General features: G+C 58.1%; 17 protein-coding genes. 9 read left to right on the plus strand and 8 right to left on the minus strand.

Features of this window, described 5'->3' with window-relative positions; genetic code table 11:
- Window positions 1-67: 67 nt before the first annotated feature.
- Window positions 68-1,147, plus strand: a complete 1,080-nt coding sequence (locus ACR0B5_RS05515; protein WP_480538994.1) for a helix-turn-helix domain-containing protein — start codon at window positions 68-70, stop codon at window positions 1,145-1,147.
- On the opposite strand, the gene ACR0B5_RS05520 is transcribed toward ACR0B5_RS05515, so the two are convergent.
- Window positions 1,120-2,010 (minus strand): LysR family transcriptional regulator, encoded by an 891-nt coding sequence (locus ACR0B5_RS05520; protein WP_480538996.1) that lies wholly within the window; start codon window positions 2,008-2,010, stop codon window positions 1,120-1,122. The genes ACR0B5_RS05515 and ACR0B5_RS05520 overlap by 28 nt on opposite strands.
- A 103-nt stretch (window positions 2,011-2,113) precedes the next feature.
- On the opposite strand from ACR0B5_RS05520, the gene ACR0B5_RS05525 reads away from it, so the two are divergent.
- Window positions 2,114-2,974, plus strand: coding sequence for a phytanoyl-CoA dioxygenase family protein (locus tag ACR0B5_RS05525; protein WP_480538998.1), 861 nt, complete (start codon window positions 2,114-2,116; stop codon window positions 2,972-2,974).
- A gap of 9 nt (window positions 2,975-2,983) precedes the next feature.
- Here the strand turns inward: ACR0B5_RS05525 and ACR0B5_RS05530 are convergent, their stop codons facing one another.
- Window positions 2,984-4,288 carry a UDP-glucose dehydrogenase family protein gene (locus ACR0B5_RS05530; RefSeq protein WP_480539000.1) on the minus strand — a complete coding sequence of 435 codons (1,305 nt, stop codon included), beginning with the start codon at window positions 4,286-4,288 and terminating at the stop codon, window positions 2,984-2,986.
- Between the two features lie 156 nt (window positions 4,289-4,444).
- Between ACR0B5_RS05530 and gmd the strand changes: the two genes are divergently transcribed.
- Window positions 4,445-5,569, plus strand: a complete 1,125-nt coding sequence (gene gmd / locus ACR0B5_RS05535) for a GDP-mannose 4,6-dehydratase (protein WP_480539002.1) — start codon at window positions 4,445-4,447, stop codon at window positions 5,567-5,569.
- Window positions 5,570-5,579: 10 nt separating this feature from the next.
- Entirely contained in the window at window positions 5,580-6,557 is a 978-nt protein-coding gene (fcl, locus tag ACR0B5_RS05540; protein ID WP_480539004.1) for a GDP-L-fucose synthase, read from the plus strand.
- A gap of 32 nt (window positions 6,558-6,589) precedes the next feature.
- Here the strand turns inward: fcl and ACR0B5_RS05545 are convergent, their stop codons facing one another.
- The 4 genes from ACR0B5_RS05545 to ACR0B5_RS05560 form a co-directional block, all read right to left on the minus strand.
- Complete coding sequence (locus ACR0B5_RS05545; RefSeq protein WP_480539006.1) at window positions 6,590-7,660, minus strand: DUF2793 domain-containing protein; 1,071 nt, start codon at window positions 7,658-7,660, stop codon at window positions 6,590-6,592.
- 150 nt (window positions 7,661-7,810) lie between these two features.
- Window positions 7,811-9,241 (minus strand): mannose-1-phosphate guanylyltransferase/mannose-6-phosphate isomerase, encoded by a 1,431-nt coding sequence (locus ACR0B5_RS05550; protein WP_480539008.1) that lies wholly within the window; start codon window positions 9,239-9,241, stop codon window positions 7,811-7,813.
- A 40-nt stretch (window positions 9,242-9,281) separates the two neighbouring features.
- A complete protein-coding gene (gene galU, locus ACR0B5_RS05555) occupies window positions 9,282-10,175 on the minus strand; it encodes a UTP--glucose-1-phosphate uridylyltransferase GalU (protein WP_170643338.1) in 894 nt (297 codons plus the stop codon).
- Between the two features lie 404 nt (window positions 10,176-10,579).
- On the minus strand, window positions 10,580-11,815 hold the full coding sequence (locus tag ACR0B5_RS05560) for a lytic murein transglycosylase (protein ID WP_480539010.1): 1,236 nt from the start codon (window positions 11,813-11,815) through the stop codon (window positions 10,580-10,582).
- Between the two features lie 152 nt (window positions 11,816-11,967).
- Here ACR0B5_RS05560 and ACR0B5_RS05565 point away from each other — a divergent pair, with 152 nt between their 5' ends.
- Genes ACR0B5_RS05565 through ACR0B5_RS05580 form a run of 4 tightly spaced genes read left to right on the plus strand, consistent with a single transcriptional unit; the run spans window position 11,968 to window position 15,962 of the window.
- Window positions 11,968-12,930: a cytochrome ubiquinol oxidase subunit II family protein gene (locus ACR0B5_RS05565; RefSeq protein WP_480539012.1), complete on the plus strand. Its 963-nt coding sequence runs from the start codon at window positions 11,968-11,970 to the stop codon at window positions 12,928-12,930.
- Window positions 12,927-15,014 (plus strand): cbb3-type cytochrome c oxidase subunit I, encoded by a 2,088-nt coding sequence (locus tag ACR0B5_RS05570; protein ID WP_480539014.1) that lies wholly within the window; start codon window positions 12,927-12,929, stop codon window positions 15,012-15,014. The genes ACR0B5_RS05565 and ACR0B5_RS05570 overlap by 4 nt, the downstream gene beginning before the upstream one ends.
- Window positions 15,011-15,643, plus strand: a complete 633-nt coding sequence (locus ACR0B5_RS05575) for a cytochrome c oxidase subunit 3 (RefSeq protein ID WP_480539016.1) — start codon at window positions 15,011-15,013, stop codon at window positions 15,641-15,643. Before ACR0B5_RS05570 ends, ACR0B5_RS05575 begins: the two co-directional genes overlap by 4 nt.
- Window positions 15,636-15,962 carry a cytochrome o ubiquinol oxidase subunit IV gene (locus tag ACR0B5_RS05580; protein WP_480539018.1) on the plus strand — a complete coding sequence of 109 codons (327 nt, stop codon included), beginning with the start codon at window positions 15,636-15,638 and terminating at the stop codon, window positions 15,960-15,962. The genes ACR0B5_RS05575 and ACR0B5_RS05580 overlap by 8 nt, the downstream gene beginning before the upstream one ends.
- Before the next feature lie 8 nt (window positions 15,963-15,970).
- On the opposite strand, the gene ACR0B5_RS05585 is transcribed toward ACR0B5_RS05580, so the two are convergent.
- A complete protein-coding gene (locus ACR0B5_RS05585; protein WP_480539020.1) occupies window positions 15,971-16,333 on the minus strand; it encodes a fluoride efflux transporter FluC in 363 nt (120 codons plus the stop codon).
- Window positions 16,330-16,698, minus strand: coding sequence for a fluoride efflux transporter FluC (locus ACR0B5_RS05590; protein WP_480539022.1), 369 nt, complete (start codon window positions 16,696-16,698; stop codon window positions 16,330-16,332). Before ACR0B5_RS05590 ends, ACR0B5_RS05585 begins: the two co-directional genes overlap by 4 nt.
- A 265-nt stretch (window positions 16,699-16,963) precedes the next feature.
- On the opposite strand from ACR0B5_RS05590, the gene ACR0B5_RS05595 reads away from it, so the two are divergent.
- Window positions 16,964-18,544, plus strand: a complete 1,581-nt coding sequence (locus ACR0B5_RS05595; RefSeq protein ID WP_480539024.1) for an FMN-binding glutamate synthase family protein — start codon at window positions 16,964-16,966, stop codon at window positions 18,542-18,544.

Consider the following 18,544-nt stretch of genomic DNA (forward strand, 5'->3'; position numbering starts at 1 on the left):
TGGGAAAGCTAGCGATCCAAATGGAAAACCACTTGTGAGTGGTCGAAAATAGCCGAAGAATGCGGGTATGAAGCCCAAACCTGTCACATCCGACCCCGATGATGAGGCCGAAGATCTCGGGCCGCCTAGCATCTATGATGGCGACCCGGAGGATGAGGATGATCTATGGTTTCTCCCGCCTGAGGAAGACGCGCCACAGGATGATTTCCTGACACCTGGCCCTCGGGCAGATCAACGGCAGCTTTTCGATCCCAGAGAGTGGCAGGCCGCGCAATCCGGGTTGTCATCCGAACTTGCGGATCTGGCGGTGACCTTCGGCGCATTGGATGAGCGGCTGCGGGCAGGACCGGACGGGTGGACCCATCGTCTGGCCTTGATGGATGTTTCGGATCTGGGCTGGTGGACGGGTGACCGGATCAGTGTCGAACGCTTGGCGCTTTGGACAAGTCTGCGGATCGGCGCGACCGGTGATGATGTGCAGTCCCTCTATCGGGCAGGGTGGGCGGTGCGCCGCCTGTCATCAGGTGCGGCACCTTCCCATGACGGGTGGGAGGCCGGGTTGACCGCCTTTCTGGACCGGATAGCGCAAGGGATCGAAGAGGTGCCGGAGGCGATTGCAGACTTGTCGGACGTGATGCGCAGCGTCGAGTCGCTGCACCCCGTCACGCAAGCCGCGATTGCCTTTCATGCATGGCGCGCAGTCTCTCAAGGCCCCGGTCAGGATACGGAAGCGGCGGTCATCGCTGCGAGGCATGCGGCCTCGATGGGGCGGGGCGGGACGCTCTTCATGCCGCTAGCCCTGTCCGGTCCAGGCGCGCTGCGTGGTGTCGGATCGCCCGAGGAAAAACTGTCCGCCTGGATTCGCGGGGCCGGACAGGCGGCCCTCGCTGCCTTGTTGCATCTGGACCGGATCAACGCGTGGGAGGCGCGGGCGAAGGAGGCAACAGCCGACCTCAGCGGTCGAACACCGCCGTTGCTGATTGAAGCGCTACGCGCTTGGCCCATGGTATCCGCCCCACTTGCCGAAGAACTGACCCAGGCCTCGCGGGCTGCAGTACAGCGCAACATCGACCACTTTACCCGCCGGGGTTTGGTCCGCGAAGTCACCGGTCAGGGGCGTTACCGCGTTTGGACGGCAGCGCTGTAGTCCAGCAGCCAGTCGCGAAACAGTCGGGCCGGCCGGCGCAAATCTTTACGAGAGGGATAAATCAGGTGATAGGCTTCTTGCCCGCTGACCTGCAGGTCGGGCAGGCAAGGCACCAGTCCTGAGCCCTCCATGATACGATCAGATGCGGGCGCGCGGGCCAACGCGATCCCAAGCCCGCTGGCGGATAGCTCGGCCGCCATGATCGAGTTGTCGGCAAAGAAGAACCGGGCCTGCCCCGTCGGCAGACGCAGCGCTTCGAACCAGTAGAGCCAGCTGGCACGGTGGGTCGATACTTCGATCAGGGTGAATTGCAGTAGGTCCTGCGGAGTTTGGATCTGGGTGGCAATCTCGGGCGGGGCGACGGGAAACAGAGCCTCACGCAACAGTTCATCTCCTTCGGTGCCAAACAGCGCAGGGTTGCCAAACACGATCTGTAGATCGGTGAACTGATTGGTGAAATCCGAATTCGCATTTCCGGTGGTCAGCGAAAGATTGATCTGAGGTTGCGCGGCCTGAAACGCGGGCAGGCCTTTGGCCAAGACACCATGGGCAAACAACAAAACCGACTGAACGTATAGCCTCTGTTCCCGCGTCTCACCGAACAACCCGGTGGTGGCCGTTTCCAACATCAGAAAGGATTGCTGGACCGACGGCAGATAGGCACGTCCCGCCTCCGTCAGCGTGACGGCATGCGCATGGCGGTGAAACAGCGGTGTGCCTAGCCGGAACTCAAGCGCCTTGACCTGTTGGCTGACGGCGGCTGGCGACATGTTCAGCTGCGATGCTGCGCGGGAAAAGCTCTCCGTGCGCGCGGCTGCTTCGAACACGCGTAACCAGTTGAGGGATGGGATGCGGGGCAACATGTAGCGCAGGCTAAGCTAGACTTATCCTGACGGGCAAGAGGTTTGGTTTTGACCTGTGTCCACTCGCGGATACCCTTTGCGCATAGAGCGAATAGGTGACCCCATGGCGACGACGTTAACACAGCAACAATCCGACCGGTATTGGGAGGATGGCTATCTCTTTCCCCTCTCCGTCTTTTCCGAAGCCGAGGCCGCCGGTTTCCGGGCGGAACTGGAACAGATTGAGAGTGACTGGCTGGAGGCTGATCTGCCCTTGCCTTTGAACACCTACAAGCGGGTCAATGCGCATCTGGTCATGCCGCTGGCGGCGCGCATAGCGCAGGATGCCCGCGTTCTGGATGTGGTCGAGGGCGTTCTGGGCCCTGATATCATGATCTGGTCGGCCGAGTTTTTCATCAAAGAGGCCAACACCGTGCAAACGGTAGGTATGCATCAGGACTTGACCTATTGGGGCATGGGGGAAACGCCAGATCAGGTCACGGCCTGGATCGCTCTGTCCCCCGCAACAGAGCGCAGCGGGTGCATGGATTTCGTGCGCGCCAGCCACAAGAACCCGATCTTGCCGCATACCGATACATATTCGGAAACGAACCTGTTGTCACGCGGGCAAGAGGTGGCCGTCGAAGTTGCCGAGACGGACAAGACCCATATAGAACTCGCGCCAGGTCAGATGTCGCTGCATCACGGGCTGACGATCCACGGTTCGGGGCCGAACCAGTCCGAGGACCGGCGGATCGGGTTGGCTATCCGCTATCTCAGTCCCGGAGCAGAACAGCTGGTGGCGGACCGGGACTATGCGCTGCTGGCAAGGGGCTCAGACAAACACAGCAATTTCGTGCCAGTTCAAGCACCTACAGAATTGTTCTCATCCGATGCATTAGCAACGTATGAGCAAGTGCGGCGGGATCAGAGCAAAGCACTGGCCGAAGGGGCAGACGCGTCGGTTCCGCTTTATGCGGGGTGAGACGGGCGGTTAACGCCCGACCCCCACATAGGTTTCAAAACCTGCCTTTTCAACACTGTCCTGAGAGTAGACGTTGCGCAGATCCACCATGCGCGGCGTCTTCATTGCACCGCCAAGTTCGCTTAGGTTCAAGGCACGGAACTCGTTCCATTCGGTCAGAAGAACAACGACGTCGGCATCTTTGGCCGCCGCATATGGGTCGTCACACCAATCCACGCCGGGCAGCAGCGCCTCGCCCTCAGCACGGCCTTGCGGGTCAACCACGCGCACTTTGGCTCCTCCGCCGATCAGGGCCGGAATGATGGTCAGGGACGGGGCATCGCGCATATCGTCGGTGTTGGGTTTGAAAGTCACCCCCAGCACGGTCACGGTCTTGCGGTTGAAACTGTCGTCACAAGCGTCGCGGATCTTGTCGATCATTCGCTTTTTCACACCGTCATTAACGCGGATCACGGTCTCGGTGATCTGCATTGGATGCGCGTGTTCCTGCCCGATCCGGGCCAGCGCTGCTGTGTCCTTCGGAAAGCACGAACCGCCATAGCCGGGGCCGGCATGCAGGAATTTGTTTCCGATCCGACCATCCAACCCGATCCCGCGCGAAACCTCCTTGACGTCGGCGCCCACTTTCTCACAGAGGCCGGCGATCTCGTTGATGAAGGTGATCTTGGTCGCGAGGAATGCGTTGGCAGCGTATTTGATCATCTCTGCGCTTTCCAGATCGGTGGTCAGGATCGGGAAGTCCCGCAGATAAAGCGGGCGGTAGATCTCGGCCATGACCTCGGCAGCACGGTCGTTTTCCACACCCACAACAACCCGGTCAGGTCGCATGAAATCGTCGATCGCGGCCCCTTCGCGCAGGAATTCCGGGTTCGAGGCCACATCGAACTGCGCATTCGTATTTGCGGCAGTGACGACCTGCTGCACCTTGCGGTTGGTGCCTACGGGCACGGTGGATTTTGTCACGATCACCGCATAGTCGGTCAGCGCATTGGCGATCTCTTCGGCCGCAGCCATCACATAGGTCAGGTCGGCGTGGCCGTCCCCGCGTCGCGTCGGCGTGCCGACAGCGATGAAAACCGCATCCGCTCCGTCTACGGCGTCTTGCAGGTTGGTCGTAAAACTAAGCCGCCCGGCGGCCACATTCTTGGCCATCAGATTGTCCAGCCCCGGCTCATAAATCGGGACCTCACCGGCTTGCAGCATCTGAATTTTCTGCTCGGACTTGTCGACGCAGATCACATCATGGCCGAAATCCGAAAAACACACACCTGATACCAAACCCACATAGCCGGTGCCAATCATCGCTATACGCAAACTCGAATTCCTCTTTGTCTCGGCCGAAACGCGCCTGCACAATCAAAGAAATCGTGGTCAGGTGCAATGCCAGATTGTCGCCTTGGGTTGCATTCCATACGCTCTTGCTGTTTTTGAGACGTCAAACAGACGCATTTGTGGAAACGAGGCACAGTTATGACCAAAACGGCATTGATCACCGGCATTACCGGTCAAGATGGATCGTATCTGGCCGAGTTCCTTCTGGAAAAAGGCTATGAAGTGCATGGGATCAAGCGGCGTGCCTCCTCGTTCAACACGCAGCGGATCGACCATATCTATCAGGATCCGCACGAGCCGAACCCCAAGCTGCATCTGCACTATGGTGATCTGAGCGACACCTCCAACCTGACGCGGATCATCCAGCAGGTTCAGCCTGATGAGGTCTACAACCTCGGGGCTCAATCGCATGTGGCGGTCAGCTTCGAATCCCCCGAATATACGGCGGATGTGGATGCGATTGGGACGCTGCGCCTGCTCGAGGCGATCCGGTTTCTGGGACTGGAGGAGAAGTGCCGCTTCTATCAGGCCTCCACGTCCGAGCTCTATGGGCTGGTGCAGGAAACACCTCAACGCGAGACCACGCCGTTCCACCCGCGCTCGCCCTATGCTGTGGCCAAGCTTTATTCCTACTGGATTACGGTGAATTATCGTGAGGCCTACGGGATGTATGCCTGCAACGGCATCCTGTTCAACCACGAAAGCCCGCGTCGGGGTGAGACATTTGTGACCCGTAAGATCACGCGCGGTCTGGCGAATATCGCTCAGGGCCTCGAAGATTGCCTGCATATGGGCAATATCGACAGCCTGCGGGATTGGGGCCATGCCAAGGATTATGTCCGCATGCAGTGGCTGATGCTGCAGCAGGACGCGCCCGAGGATTTCGTGATCGCCACCGGGGTGCAGTATTCCGTGCGTCAGTTCATCGAATGGTCCGCCGCCGAGCTGGGCGTGACGCTGGAATTCACCGGCGAAGGCGTTGATGAGATTGCAACCGTCAAGGCGGTCGAAGGCGACAACGCTCCGGCGCTGAAGCCCGGAGATGTGGTGATGCGGATCAACTCCCGTTACTTCCGCCCGGCTGAGGTGGAGACCCTGTTGGGAGATCCGTCCAAAGCCAAGCAGAAACTGGGCTGGGTGCCCGAGTTGACGGTACAGGATATGTGCCAAGAGATGGTGCGCGAGGACCTCAAAACAGCGCAGCGCCATGCGTTGCTGAAGCAACACGGCTATGAGATGCCCGTGAGCTTGGAAAACGGCTGAGGACCCTAGCATGCGCAAAATCTACGTAGCAGGGCACCGCGGCATGGTTGGGGGTGCCATCCTGCGCAAATTGCAGGACCGGCAGGCCGCATGCGAGGCCCTGAGCCTCATCACCCGCACGCATTCCGAACTGGATTTGACCGATCAAGCTGCGGTACGCGCCTTCATGCAGGCCGAGAAGCCCGATGTGGTCGTCCTGGCTGCGGCCAAGGTGGGGGGTATTCATGCCAACAATACCTACCCAGCTGATTTTATTTACAAAAACCTGATGATTGAGTGCAACGTGATCCATCAGGCGTTTGAGGCTGGTGTCAAACACCTACTACAACTTGGAAGCTCGTGCATCTACCCGCGTGCGGCGCAACAGCCGATGCGTGAAGACGCTCTATTGACGGGTATTCTTGAACCCACCAACGAACCCTATGCGGTGGCCAAGATCGCTGGGATCAAGCTGTGCGAAAGCTATAACCGGCAGCACGGGGTGGACTATCGCTCGGTCATGCCGACCAACCTCTATGGGCCGGGGGACAATTTCCATCCCGAAAACAGCCATGTGCTGCCCGCCCTGATCCGCCGTTTCCACGAAGCGCAGAGGGACGGCGTGGATGAGGTTGTGATCTGGGGCACAGGCAAACCCCGTCGTGAATTCCTGCACGTGGATGACATGGCCGAGGCGTCCCTGTTCGTGCTGGACCTGCCGCGAGACGTTTATGAGGCGAACACGCAGCCGATGCTTAGCCATATCAACGTCGGGTGCGGGTCTGACATCTCGATTGCAGAGCTTGCGGCGCTGGTGGCGCAGGTCACGGGGTTCAAGGGGCGGATCACGCAGGATATCTCAAAACCCGATGGGACCCTGCGCAAGTTGATGGATGTGTCACGTCTGGCGGATATGGGATGGACGGCTTCGATCGAGCTTGAGGACGGTATTCGCGAAACCTACGCTTGGTTTCTTGAACAGTCTGAGGGCGATCTTCGCGCGAAATAGAGGCCCGAACCCCGAGGTCCGGGCCATTTAACTCAGAACCAACGTCCAATCGCGATAAGAGACGGCACGTGGACTGTTGCATCTGATGTGGTGGAAAGAACTTTGCAAACGACTTGGCTGGTCGAAGGTTCGTCTACCCCGACGAACCGGCCCACGCTACCACCGCTGCCGCTGACAGACGGGGTTGCCGCAAATGCGACCGGGAAGGTCCACGTCTCCGTGTTGCTAGCAAACAGCGCGCCATCACCAGTGGTACAACCTGTGGCGGTCAGGGTTGCGGTACAAATCTGAGTGCCATCAGCGAAACGGACATAGTCGCCCGTTTCAGTGCTGCCGCGTTCGATCACTGCACCCGTCGGCGCACCTGCGTTTTCCGACACCGACCCCAGCAGATTGCCAGGCCCGTACCCATAGTCGGCCCGCATCAAGCGCCCAGCCGTGGTATCCGTCGGGCTGTTTTGAACGGCGGCGCCGCTGGCGATACCCGTGGCGGGATCAAGGCGCAGGGCGTCTGTCCAACTGCCGCCGTCCGGTGACACCTTGATCGAAAACCCTGTGCTGCCGGAAAGGCCCATCTCGGCGTGACCCGTCCAGTTGGATTGAAACAGCAGCGACGCGGTTTCGCCAGAGGCGGACTTGTTGATCTTCAGCTGATGGCCTCCGCCCTCATGGCTGAGCAAAGTTGCAGGGCCACGAACGGATAGGCGGTTGGTGCTGTCATAGCCGGTGGCAACGCCTATACCGGGCAAGTTCGTGGTCTCGACCGGAGGGGTGATCCACGCGCTACCGTCCCACAGTTTCACCTGTCCATCCGCCTGATCCCAAGCGCGCCAGCCCGTCTGTGGGGCTAGGAAGTGCCAGGCGGCATCAATCCAGGCGGCCAATTCCCCTGCGTGACCGTCCCAATCTCCGGTCGGGTTCGCGCTCAGCCCATGAACCTCACCCTGTTCCGGGGCGACGGGTGGATTTGTGCTGCTGGTCGACACAACGCTCAGCTGCACCACGAGGTCCAACTGGCGCAGGGCCTCGTTGTGAGTGACATGTTTCTGCGCTTGAGACGGCTGCAAAAACGGCAGGTTCAATCGGGGTGAGGTCTGAGACACGGGCGTCCTCCTTAGGCTGTCGGTCCGACATTTAGTTGCGCGCTACCCTGCCGCAGGGCGCATGAAATCTATCTGACCGCAGCGAACGCCCGGAGGTTTTTCCGTTTACCTTTTTGTCTGAATCTCGTGCAAGAACCTGAATTAAACAGTTTAACTGCGTGAATAGATATCCTCGTAGCGGATGATGTCATCCTCACCCAGATACGTGCCTGTCTGGACCTCGATCAGAACCATGGGCACTTTGCCGGGGTTTTCCATCCGATGGACCGCACCCAGAGGAATGTAGACAGACTGGTTTTCAGAAACCAGACGCTCTTCCTCGTCGATTGTGACCTTGGCGGTGCCTTCCACCACGATCCAGTGTTCGGACCGATGGTGATGCGATTGTAGGCTGAGCGCCGCGCCGGGATGGACGTGGATGCGCTTGACCTGAAACCGGTCGCCGATCACCAGGCTTTCGAACCAGCCCCAAGGGCGGTGGTCCACTGGCAGGGATTCGGCCTGCTTCGCGCCTTTGGTCTTCAGCGCGGTCACGGCCTTTTTGACGTCCTGCGCCTTGTCCATGCTGGCGACCAGAACTGCGTCGGGCATGGCGACGGCGATCACGTCTTGCAGACCCAGCGCAACAACTTCCTGCGCCGAAGATTCCGAGCGGACCAGCACGTTTTGACAGTCAATCGCCGTAACCTCACCGGAAGTCGCGACGCCATCTGCGTCCGGATGGGTCAACTCTTGCACCGCGGACCAACTGCCAACATCCGACCACCCGGCCGCATAGGGCACAACACTCAGGTTGTTGGCTTTTTCCATCACGGCATAGTCGATCGAGATATCTTCGACATCAGACCACGCCTTGGCATCCAGTCTGAGGAAGCCAAGGTCACTCTTGGCGTTTTCGACAGCGTTTTTGACAGGGCTCATCAGGGCAGGCGCGTGTTGTTCGAACGCCGCGATGATGTCCCGAACAGCGAACAGGAAGATGCCCGAGTTCCACAGATAGCTGCCATCGGCCAGCATGGATTGGGCTGTCTCTAGATCGGGCTTTTCAACAAACCGATCTAGCGGGACCGCGCGGGTTTCGGGCGTTTGGCTCAGTTTCAGATAGCCATAGCCGGTTTCTGGCCGATCTGGGGTGATGCCGAAGGTCAGCAGATCACCACGCTCGGCAATCGCGCGCAAACCCTCAGAGACCGCATCGTGAAATGCGCTGGAATCGGGAACGACGTGGTCAGATGGGGCCACCAGCATCACCGCATCCGGGTCGATTTCATTCAGGAACAAGGCTGCGGCCAAAACGGCGGGCGCGGTGTTGCGTCCTTCGGGTTCGATCAGAACCGGGCCGGGGTCTATACCGATCTCGGTCAATTGCTCCGGCACGACGAACCGAAATGCCTCGTTCGTGAGGACCACAGGTTTGGCGTAAGGCGCAGCTTCAGGCCCACGCATTCTGAGGGCGCAATCCTGCAACAGGCTGTTTTCGCCCAGCAAAGGCACGAACTGCTTGGGATAGCTTTTCCGCGAGAGCGGCCACAAACGGGTTCCAGACCCCCCGCATAGAATTACTGGGTATACGGTTGTCATGATCGCGCAGCGTCTTTCATTTCTGTGTCGTATCGCCCGTTTACTGGGCAGCTTTCTCAGCCGAGACAAGGTCGTGCAGATACGCGCTCAGGTCATCGCGCAGATCATCGCGGGCCAAGGCAAATGCGACGGTTGCTTGCAGGAACCCAGCTTTAGATCCGCAATCAAAGCGTTGACCGTCAAATTTGTAACCAAAGACAGGAACACCGTTGCGGATATCTTCGGCGATGGCGTCGGTCAGCTGGATCTCTCCACCGCTACCCTTCTTTTTTTGGTTCAAATTGTACAGAACTGACGGCCCAAGCACATAGCGTCCGATGACTGCGAGGTTCGAGGGCGCATCCTCGGGCTTGGGCTTTTCAACCATGCCGCGCGTGCGCACGACCGTGCCCACATTGTCACCCACATCCAACACCCCGTAAGAGCTGGTTTGTTCTGGCGGAACCTCCATCGCGGCAACCATATTGCCGCCGGTTTCTTCATAAGCTTCGATCATCTGCTGCAAACAGGGCTTGTCGGCGGCGATGACGTCATCGGGCAGCATGACGGCGAAAGGCTCATCCCCGATCAGGCGGCGCGCGCACCAGACCGCGTGGCCAAGCCCAAGCGCCTTGTGCTGGCGGATATAGGCGATGGCGCCGCTTTCCATGTTTGTCGCATTGAGCGTATCCAGCAGCTTGTCCTTGCCTTTGGCTTTCAGCTCTTGTTCCAGAACGAGGTTATGGTCGAAATAATCCTCAAGCGCGGATTTTCCGCGGGACGTGACAAATATGAACTCGGTGATCCCAGCAGCGCGGGCTTCGTCGATGGCGTACTGGACCAGAGGGCGGTCAACCAGCGTCATGATCTCTTTAGGGACGGATTTCGTCGCGGGCAAAAAGCGTGTTCCAAGTCCTGCTACGGGGAAAATCGCCTTGGTGACCTTGCGTGTCATAGTGCCTCTCAATCTAGTTGCCCCTCTTGGTCGAAACCTATCGGGTTATTCCTCTTAGGCTTTGGAGCCATATCATTCAATATTACCCGAAGGGCCTGAGCTTAAATCGGTCAGATCGTGCCATGGCGGGAACAGCAAGTCAAAAGACAGTTATGTTGCCAGTTTCTGGTTGCTTGGGCTGGCATCTCAAGCCGCGAGGTCGCTTCGTTGAAGCGCTCCAGTATCGCGATCTGGGCGATGTATCCATAACAGGTTGATTCTAAACAGCCGCGCCAAGCCAGTGCGACATGTCCGGTCAATAGAAAGGCCGTGCATCAAGCCAATTTGGGCAAGCCTGTCAATTGACCTTTAATAGGCAACGATAGCGAGGAAAAACAAACATTGTTGAATTGGACTGGGGCTGGTTACTGCCCAAGTTCAGAGACAAGCGCACGGTCAGGGAAACACGTCTCGGCCCGACCTTGCGTTTTCTGCCAGCGCCCGATTGAGCGTCGCGTTTTGAAACCTGGCAGGCCGTCTGCGCCGCCGACATCATGGCCAAGGTGTTCCAACCCTCTTTGCATCGCTGCAATTTCTGATCGGTATAGTGTGTCAACCCGACCCCAGCGCGCCGTGAAGTCTCCGACACCGAATGCAATCCGATCCCCGACATGACCCACGAACAGGGCGTATAGATCGCTCTTGTTGTATTCTTTCAGGACATAGAAATTCTCGGTCACCAAAAACGCCGGTCCGGTTCGACCTGCGGGCATCATTAGGAACCCTTGGGCAGGCAGTTCATGCGCTGGAAATGGACGGCCCGAAGCGCGCGTGATCCCCATCGAGGTCCATTCCTCGATCTTGCGACCCTGATCAGGACCCTCCAATGCACAGCTGACTGTATCAGGCACAAAAACCTCAAATCCCCAATCACGGCCCGAAATCCAGCCATGCTTCGACAAGTAGTTGGCGATCGAGGCGATCGTGTCCTCTTCGGATTGCCAGATATCTGCGCTGGAATCGCCATCTCCGTCCACGGCGTAGGTCAGAAAACTCGAGGGCATGAACTGCGGCTGCCCCAGCGCTCCGGCCCAGCTGCTTTTCATCTCACGACCGTTCAAATGCCCTGCTTCTGCGATTTGCAAGGCGGCCAGCAACTCGGCTGTGAAATATTGCGAGCGGGAGCTCATGAATCCCTTTGTCGCGAGGACCTGAAACGCGTTGTGAGGGATCGCCACTTGACCATAGCCGCTTTCACGTCCCCAGATGCCGAGGATGATGCGGGCTGGAACGCCGGTTTCGGCCTCGACACGGGCAAGCACCGCGGCGTGCCGTTTGGCCATTTTGCGCCCCTGAGCAGTCGCGCCCTGCAAAGAGCCTGCTTTGAAATAGCGCGCCGGTGCTCCGAATTCGGCTTGGGATTGTGGCTTTGATGACTGCGGCGGGCTGCCCGGCGGCACCAGATCGGGAAGGTCCCATTTCAATGTCACGCCGGACAGAGCCTGTGTCATGGTCTGGCGCGAAACGCCTTTGGCACGGGCTTGCGGCCACACCGTTTCCTGCAACCAGTTTTGAAACTGGCGCTCAACCTTGGCGCGATCTTGCGCGTTGGCCGCCAGGGGCTGGACGGCAAGGCAAAAAATCAAAATGAGAATACGCATCTTAGCCAAGCTGTGTCCCGACGATGCCTGCAAGTCAACCGAAACCAGAGCACCATTGGCGCCAGCTTGAAGGCTGCGATCAAAAGCCTTGAGAAATCTATTGCCTTTGTCGATAGTTGCACTGAAACGGATGCGAAAGAGGACAGTCGCCTATGACCAAGGTCAGAACGGCCCTCATATCGGCGGCGATGCTGATGGCCCTTGTGGTGGTGGTGTCATCGGCCCGGACCGCAGGCGCCGGTGACAGCTTCATGGACCCTCAGGGGCCGATCGCGGCGGTGCAGAAGGCACATCTTTTGCGGGCAACTTGGTTGATTTTGATCGCTGTTGTGCCTGTTCTTGTTCTGGTTCCGCTTATTGCGCTGCGATATCGTCGTCGGAAGGGCGGTACAGCTGCCTATAGGCCAGATTGGGACTTCTCGCCCCGGCTCGAGATGGTGATGTGGGGCGTTCCTGTGGTGATCGTCACGATTTTGTCGATCTACTTATGGAAAGCAACCCATCGCCTGGACCCTTACGCGGCACCCTTTGGGGATGAACCTGCCGTTCAGGTTCAGGTCGTTGGTCTCGATTGGAAGTGGTTGTTTATCTATCCCGATCTGGGGATCGCGACCGTGGGTGAGATGGGAATTCCCGTCAAACAGCAAATCGCTCTGACTCTGACGACGGACACGGTAATGCAGTCTTTTATGATCCCTGCCTTGGCCGGGCAGATTTACGCGATGCCGGGCATGACCACTCAGCTGCATTTAGTCGCAGATCAACCCGAACAGATGCAGGGCGAGAATACGCAATACAATGGGCGCGGTTTCGCGAAACAGAAGTTCGAAACGCTTGCCTTATCGGCGGAGAATTTTGACGCTTGGGTCGAAGGCGTGCGCCAGAACGGCATCGTGTTGGATGCGGCGACTTATAGGACCGTCGCCATGCGCTCGGACCGGGATGAGGTGCAACAGGCCCTCGGAACCTCAGATATGCCTGAAAACGCCTTGTATTTCCGCTTGGACGACGGCGATTTGTTTCAGTCGATTTTGCATCGCTATCACTCTGGCCAAGCCCTGCCGCGCGATCAGCAGCCGGGAACAGCCTCATACGGGCAGGGGGTCGGCCAATGACTTCAGAGACCGGTTTCTTCGGCCGCCTCAGTTGGGACGCGTTTCCAATCGCGGGGCTGATCCAGAACCCCAACGCAAATGAGATCGTCGCCAATTCCGCCGCCGCCGTGGTCATAGTCGGAGCCGCCGCCGTTTGCTTTCTGTTGTCGTGGTTTCGGCTGTGGGGGCCGCTGTGGCGCGACTGGCTGACCAGCGCCGACCACAAGAAAATCGGCATCATGTATATCGTCTTTGCCATCGTGATGCTGGCCCGAGGGGTGCTGGAAGGCGTTGTCATGCGTGCCCAACAGGCTGCTGGGCCGGGCGACGGTTTCCTTGAGGCCGAGCATTTCGCCGAACTCTTCAGCACCCACGGCACGATCATGATTTTCTTTGTCGCTGTGCCCTTTGTCTTTGGCATCGCGAACTACGTCATCCCACTGATGATCGGCGCGCGGGACGTCGCCTTTCCGATGATGAACCAGATCAGCCTGGGGCTGACGGTCTCGGCGGGCATGATGCTGATGGTTTCTCTCGTGGTCGGAGAGTTCTCGACCGGGGGGTGGACCGCTTATCCGCCCTATACCGGGGCCGCGTTTAATCCGGGTGTGGGGCCGGACTATTGGATCTGGGCTATAGTTGTCTCGGGAATCGGAACGACTCTGACCGGGATCAATTTTGCCGTTACGATTTACAAGCTGCGGGCTCCAGGAATGACCTTCATGCGGCTGCCGATGTATTGTTGGACGATCATCTGTAGCTCGATTCTCATCGTCTTTGCGATGCCGCCGCTCGGGGTCGCGGCCTTGTTGCTGGCCGCTGATCGCTATCTGGATTTTCATTTCTTCACCAACGACCTCGGCGGCAATATGATGAACTACGCCAACCTGTTCTGGCTGTTCGGCCACCCCGAGGTCTACCTGCTGGTCCTGCCCGCCTATGGCATCTATTCCGAGGTCTTCGCGACCTTCTCGGCCAAGCGCATTTATGGTTATACCTCGCTGGTGATTGCCACCATGTCGATTGCGGTCCTGTCTTTCACCGTCTGGCTGCACCACTTCTTTACCATGGGCCAAAGCGCGCTGATCAACGCTGTTTTCGGTATCGCGACCATGCTGATTGCTATTCCAACCGGAGTGAAAGTTTATGACTGGATGGCAACTCTCTGGCGGGGCCGTATCCGGTTTTCGGTCCCAATGCTCTATGGGCTGGCTTTCCTGATGCTGTTTGTCATTGGCGGCCTTAGCGGAGTGATCCTGGCCAATCCAACCATTGACTATCAGGTCCACAACACCCTGTTTCTGGTGGCGCATTTCCACAATGTTCTGCTGCCCGGGGTACTGTTTGGCTTGCTCGCGGCCTATAACTACTGGTTCCCCAAGGCGTTTGGGTTTCGTCTAAATGAAGGGTGGGGCAGGGTGACGGTTGCGCTCTGGACTGTTGGGTTCATGCTGACCTTCCTACCGCTCTATTTTGTCGGCCTGATGGGCATGCCGCGCCGGTCGTTCAGTTGGGAAGACCCGAGCTTTCACCCCTATATGATCGTCGCGGTCGTCGGTGCTTTGGTCATCACAGCAGCGCTGCTGTCGGTTCTGGTCCAGCTTTGGGTCAGCATCCGCGACCGCGAAAAAACCCGCGTTCCTGTGGGCGACCCATGGGATGGCCGCTCGTTGGAGTGGTCGATCCCTTCACCGCCACCGCCCTACAACTTTGCCATCATCCCACAGGTAACCGCGCGGGATGACTTCGCAACCGCCAAAGAACGCGGCGCGGCCTATCCCACCCCTGACGCCTATGAGGATATCGATATGCCGCGCAATACCGGGATCGGGTTCATCCTCTGCGTGACCAGCGGTATCTGGATGTTTGCGCTGGTCTGGTGGATCTGGTGGCTGGCAGCGCTGATGACGGTTGCGATGATCCTTGCTTTCATCACCTGGACCTTCGACACCAGCACCGAAATCACCATCCCCGCCGAGGAGGTCCGTAAGGAGCACGAAGCCTGGCTCGCACTGGTTCACAGCGAAACCGCCGTGGATCGGGACCACGAGACGGCGACGGAAAACCGAGGTCTTGCCCGACCCGACATGGAGGTGGTGACATGAAACGCGCCCCAACTCATAGCTATCCCGGCATCAACCTCGGTGAACGCCACGCCAGTGCCCACAAAGCGTCCGAAATCGTCACCTTCGGTTTCTGGGTCTTCCTGATGAGCGATCTGGTCTATTTCGGCCTGATGTTCGCGATCTACATCACGATGATCGACGCGCAGGCGGGTGGTCCCGGCCCGCACGAGCTGTTCGACCTCAAAAGTATCTTCGCGCAAACCATGATCCTGTTGACCAGCAGCTTGACAGTCGGGTTGGCCATGCTGGCTCTGAAATACAACCTGCCAAGGTCAAAGATCATTCTGTGGTTCGGAGTAACGCTGTTCTTGGGCATCAGCTTCCTTGTTCTTGAGATCCGAGACTTCATGGCAATGGTCGAGAAGGGCGGTATCCCGCAGCGCAGCGGCTTTTTATCGGCCTTCTACGGGCTTGTACCGTTGCACGGGCTGCACGTGGCGGCAGGCTGTGTTTGGTTGATTGTTTTAGGTATTCAACTGCGCGTCATGGGAATGACCGATCTGGTCATCTCACGCGTCGTGCGGCTTGCATTGTTCTGGCACTTTCTCGACCTGATCTGGATCGGCATTATCACAATCGTCTATTTCGGAGGTCTGACCTATGGATAAACGCTCCGAAATGCACCGGCGCGAGCGTCGTCGCTATGTCATCGGCTACGGAGGCTCACTGCTTTTGACGCTTGCGATGTTTGGCGTTGCGCAAGTGTTTGGTATTGAAACGACTGGAGTGTATTTGACCATCGGTCTGTTGGGTCTGGCGCAGCTGATCTTTCAACTGGTCTATTTCCTGCACATTGACCGGCGGCGGAGCAGCCGCGAGGATCTGGATCTGATCCTATTCTCGACCCTTGTTCTGTTGATCATCATTCTCGGGACGGTCTGGATCTTGGGCAACCTTGCGCTCCGAATGCATATGCACGCAATGTAGCATACAACTCAGCGTGCTATGACGAGACCCAACCACAACGCGCCCCAGCACATCACAAGGCTAACGACGATGTTGCCTGCGGCCAGAGCCAGTGTTTGCCTGCGTCGCAGCTCTAGCGATTGATAGGCGAAGCTGGAAAAAGTGGTAAACCCGCCGCAAAAGCCGAATACCAGCCGCTTTTCCTCCTCGCCCAGTTCGACGGGGCCACCCAGATAGCCCAGCCACAGCCCAAGCAACAGGCTGCCAAGCACATTCACGATCAAGGTTGAGAGGGGGAGGTCGTGCGTGATCCGCAGCGCCACCCAATGTCGAAGCACAGCACCCAAACCACCGCCTAAGCCAAACAGAGCATGCAGGTACAGATCCGTCATGCGGACCCTCGACCTGCATGAAAACGCCGCCCGAGGGCTTCACCGGCGATTGCGGCACCCACGCCAACGGCAATTTCCAACCCGGCCGCAGTCGCTGCCACCCCAAGCGTGTTTGCGGCCAACCGTTCAAGCTCGGCAACGAATGAAGAGAACGTGGACAGGCCACCACAAAACCCGACAGCTCCGAGGTGCAAAACATGCGCGTGAACCCGATGGCGAATGGAATAAAGCCAGCCAAGGACGAAACAGGCGAAAACGTTGATCCCGAACGTTGCAGTCAGGACCGAAGCGTCCGGGATTTCTACTGAAAAAAACTCCCGCACTATAGAGCCTAGTGCGCCGCCGACAAAAACGGCAAGAAACATCAGGGCGCGACCTTGTTTGCCTGATTGAGAGTTGTGCGTGTTCACTCTGCCTGCCCTTAATGCCAGCCTGTCAGGCGTCGCGCCCTAAAACATCAGATCGATCAAACTCGTAACGCGATTTCACAAACGCGTCTCCTTTGATTGCAAACTGTCTGAGGGCTTGCAATCAAAAGCCAAGCTGTTTCACTTTGATTTAGCACTTTCGGTTTTGATCTGAATGGATTTTACGCCGCACTCCGAAACAACCCACCCAAGGAGATCAGGAATGGTTGTACGCAGGCTTTACTACTTTCTCAGCTTCGTCTGTTTGCCTCTGGTTCTGCTTTTGGGCTTTGTCTGGCACCCGGTGCATTGGCTCCTGATCATTCTGATCCCCTACGCGGTGATCGGAATGTACGACATTCTGACCACCAAACATAACGTGCTTAACAACTACCCCGTGCTGGGCCATTTCCGGTATATGTTGGAGTTCGTCAGTCCCGAAATCCGTCAGTATTTCGTGGAAACAAACGAAAGCGGTCGTCCCTACAACCGGATCGTGCGCAGCCTGATCTATTCCCGAGCCAAGGGTCAGGTCGATACGCAGGCCTTTGGCACGCAATACGACATCACGACCGTGGGCTATCACCGTGCCAATCATTCGCTGGCCCCCAAGCACGTGGATGAAAGCGAAGAACGTATCATGCTGGGCGGGCCGCAATGTGAAAAACCCTACAGCGCGTCGCGCCTGAATGTCTCGGCTATGAGTTTCGGGGCGCTTAGCGCCAACGCCATTCGGGCTTTGAATGGTGGGGCAAAAGATGGCGGTTTCGCCCATAACACGGGTGAGGGCGGATTGTCTCCGCATCATTTGGCCGAAGGCGGTGACATTATCTGGCAGATTGGCACCGGCTATTTCGGTTGTCGGACCCCCGACGGCGGGTTCGACAAAGACAAGTTCGCAGAAAAGGCCACTAAGGACGTGGTCAAAGCGATCGAAATCAAGCTGTCTCAGGGGGCTAAACCCTCGCATGGCGGGGTACTGCCCGCGGCCAAGGTCGACAAAGAGATTGCTGAGATCCGAGGCGTGCCAGAGCATCAGGACGTCATTTCTCCGCCGGTTCATTCGGCTTTTGACGGCCCGACCGCGCTGCTCGAATTCGTCCAGCATCTGCGCGAGATGTCAGGCGGAAAACCGGTTGGCTTCAAACTGTGCATCGGTAACCCGTCCGAATTCATGGCAATCTGCAAGGCAATGTTGGAGACCGGGATCCTGCCCGATTTCATCACCATTGACGGCTCCGAAGGGGGCACAGGGGCCGCTCCGGTCGAGTTCACGAACCGCCTTGGCATGCCGCTGAATGAGGCTTTGATCTTCGTGAATAACTGCCTGAAGGGCGTGGGTCTGCGCGACAAAATCCGCATCATCTGTTCGGGCAAAGTGGCCACAGGTTACGACCTGGTCGAAAAATTCGCTTTGGGTGCCGACATGTGCAACGCCGCGCGTGCCATGATGTTTGCGGTCGGCTGTATTCAGGCGCTGCATTGCAACACCAACCGCTGCCCATCCGGTGTGGCGACCCAGGACCCGATCCGGGGGCGGGCGGTAAACGTGCCGCAAAAACGTCAGCGGGTTCATCGCTACCACGATGCCACCTTGGAGAGCTTTCGCGAATTGCTCGGCGCGATGGGAAAATCAACGGTAGCCGAGCTTCATCCACGTGACATCCTACGCCGGACCGCCGACGAGCGGGAGCATTCCTACGCGCAAATGCACACGATCCTGGAAGAGGGCGCGCTGCTGTCAGACGCTATACCCGCTGAATTTGCCGACGATTGGAACCGCGCGTCAGCCCAGCATTTCTAG

The organism is Ruegeria sp. AG1 (genome assembly GCF_056541705.1).

What these genes read in the sequence shown, in the direction of transcription:
- ACR0B5_RS05550 (WP_480539008.1), bottom strand. Translation starts at nt 9,241, where the DNA reads ATGACAACCGTATACCCAGTAATTCTATGCGGGGGGTCTGGAACCCGT.
- fcl (WP_480539004.1), top strand. Translation starts at nt 5,580, where the DNA reads ATGCGCAAAATCTACGTAGCAGGGCACCGCGGCATGGTTGGGGGTGCC.
- ACR0B5_RS05570 (WP_480539014.1), top strand. Translation starts at nt 12,927, where the DNA reads ATGACTTCAGAGACCGGTTTCTTCGGCCGCCTCAGTTGGGACGCGTTT.
- ACR0B5_RS05560 (WP_480539010.1), bottom strand. Translation starts at nt 11,815, where the DNA reads ATGCGTATTCTCATTTTGATTTTTTGCCTTGCCGTCCAGCCCCTGGCG.
- ACR0B5_RS05595 (WP_480539024.1), top strand. Translation starts at nt 16,964, where the DNA reads ATGGTTGTACGCAGGCTTTACTACTTTCTCAGCTTCGTCTGTTTGCCT.
- ACR0B5_RS05520 (WP_480538996.1), bottom strand. Translation starts at nt 2,010, where the DNA reads ATGTTGCCCCGCATCCCATCCCTCAACTGGTTACGCGTGTTCGAAGCA.
- ACR0B5_RS05580 (WP_480539018.1), top strand. Translation starts at nt 15,636, where the DNA reads ATGGATAAACGCTCCGAAATGCACCGGCGCGAGCGTCGTCGCTATGTC.
- gmd (WP_480539002.1), top strand. Translation starts at nt 4,445, where the DNA reads ATGACCAAAACGGCATTGATCACCGGCATTACCGGTCAAGATGGATCG.
- galU (WP_170643338.1), bottom strand. Translation starts at nt 10,175, where the DNA reads ATGACACGCAAGGTCACCAAGGCGATTTTCCCCGTAGCAGGACTTGGA.
- ACR0B5_RS05585 (WP_480539020.1), bottom strand. Translation starts at nt 16,333, where the DNA reads ATGACGGATCTGTACCTGCATGCTCTGTTTGGCTTAGGCGGTGGTTTG.
- ACR0B5_RS05565 (WP_480539012.1), top strand. Translation starts at nt 11,968, where the DNA reads ATGACCAAGGTCAGAACGGCCCTCATATCGGCGGCGATGCTGATGGCC.
- ACR0B5_RS05575 (WP_480539016.1), top strand. Translation starts at nt 15,011, where the DNA reads ATGAAACGCGCCCCAACTCATAGCTATCCCGGCATCAACCTCGGTGAA.
- ACR0B5_RS05590 (WP_480539022.1), bottom strand. Translation starts at nt 16,698, where the DNA reads ATGTTTCTTGCCGTTTTTGTCGGCGGCGCACTAGGCTCTATAGTGCGG.
- ACR0B5_RS05525 (WP_480538998.1), top strand. Translation starts at nt 2,114, where the DNA reads ATGGCGACGACGTTAACACAGCAACAATCCGACCGGTATTGGGAGGAT.
- ACR0B5_RS05515 (WP_480538994.1), top strand. Translation starts at nt 68, where the DNA reads ATGAAGCCCAAACCTGTCACATCCGACCCCGATGATGAGGCCGAAGAT.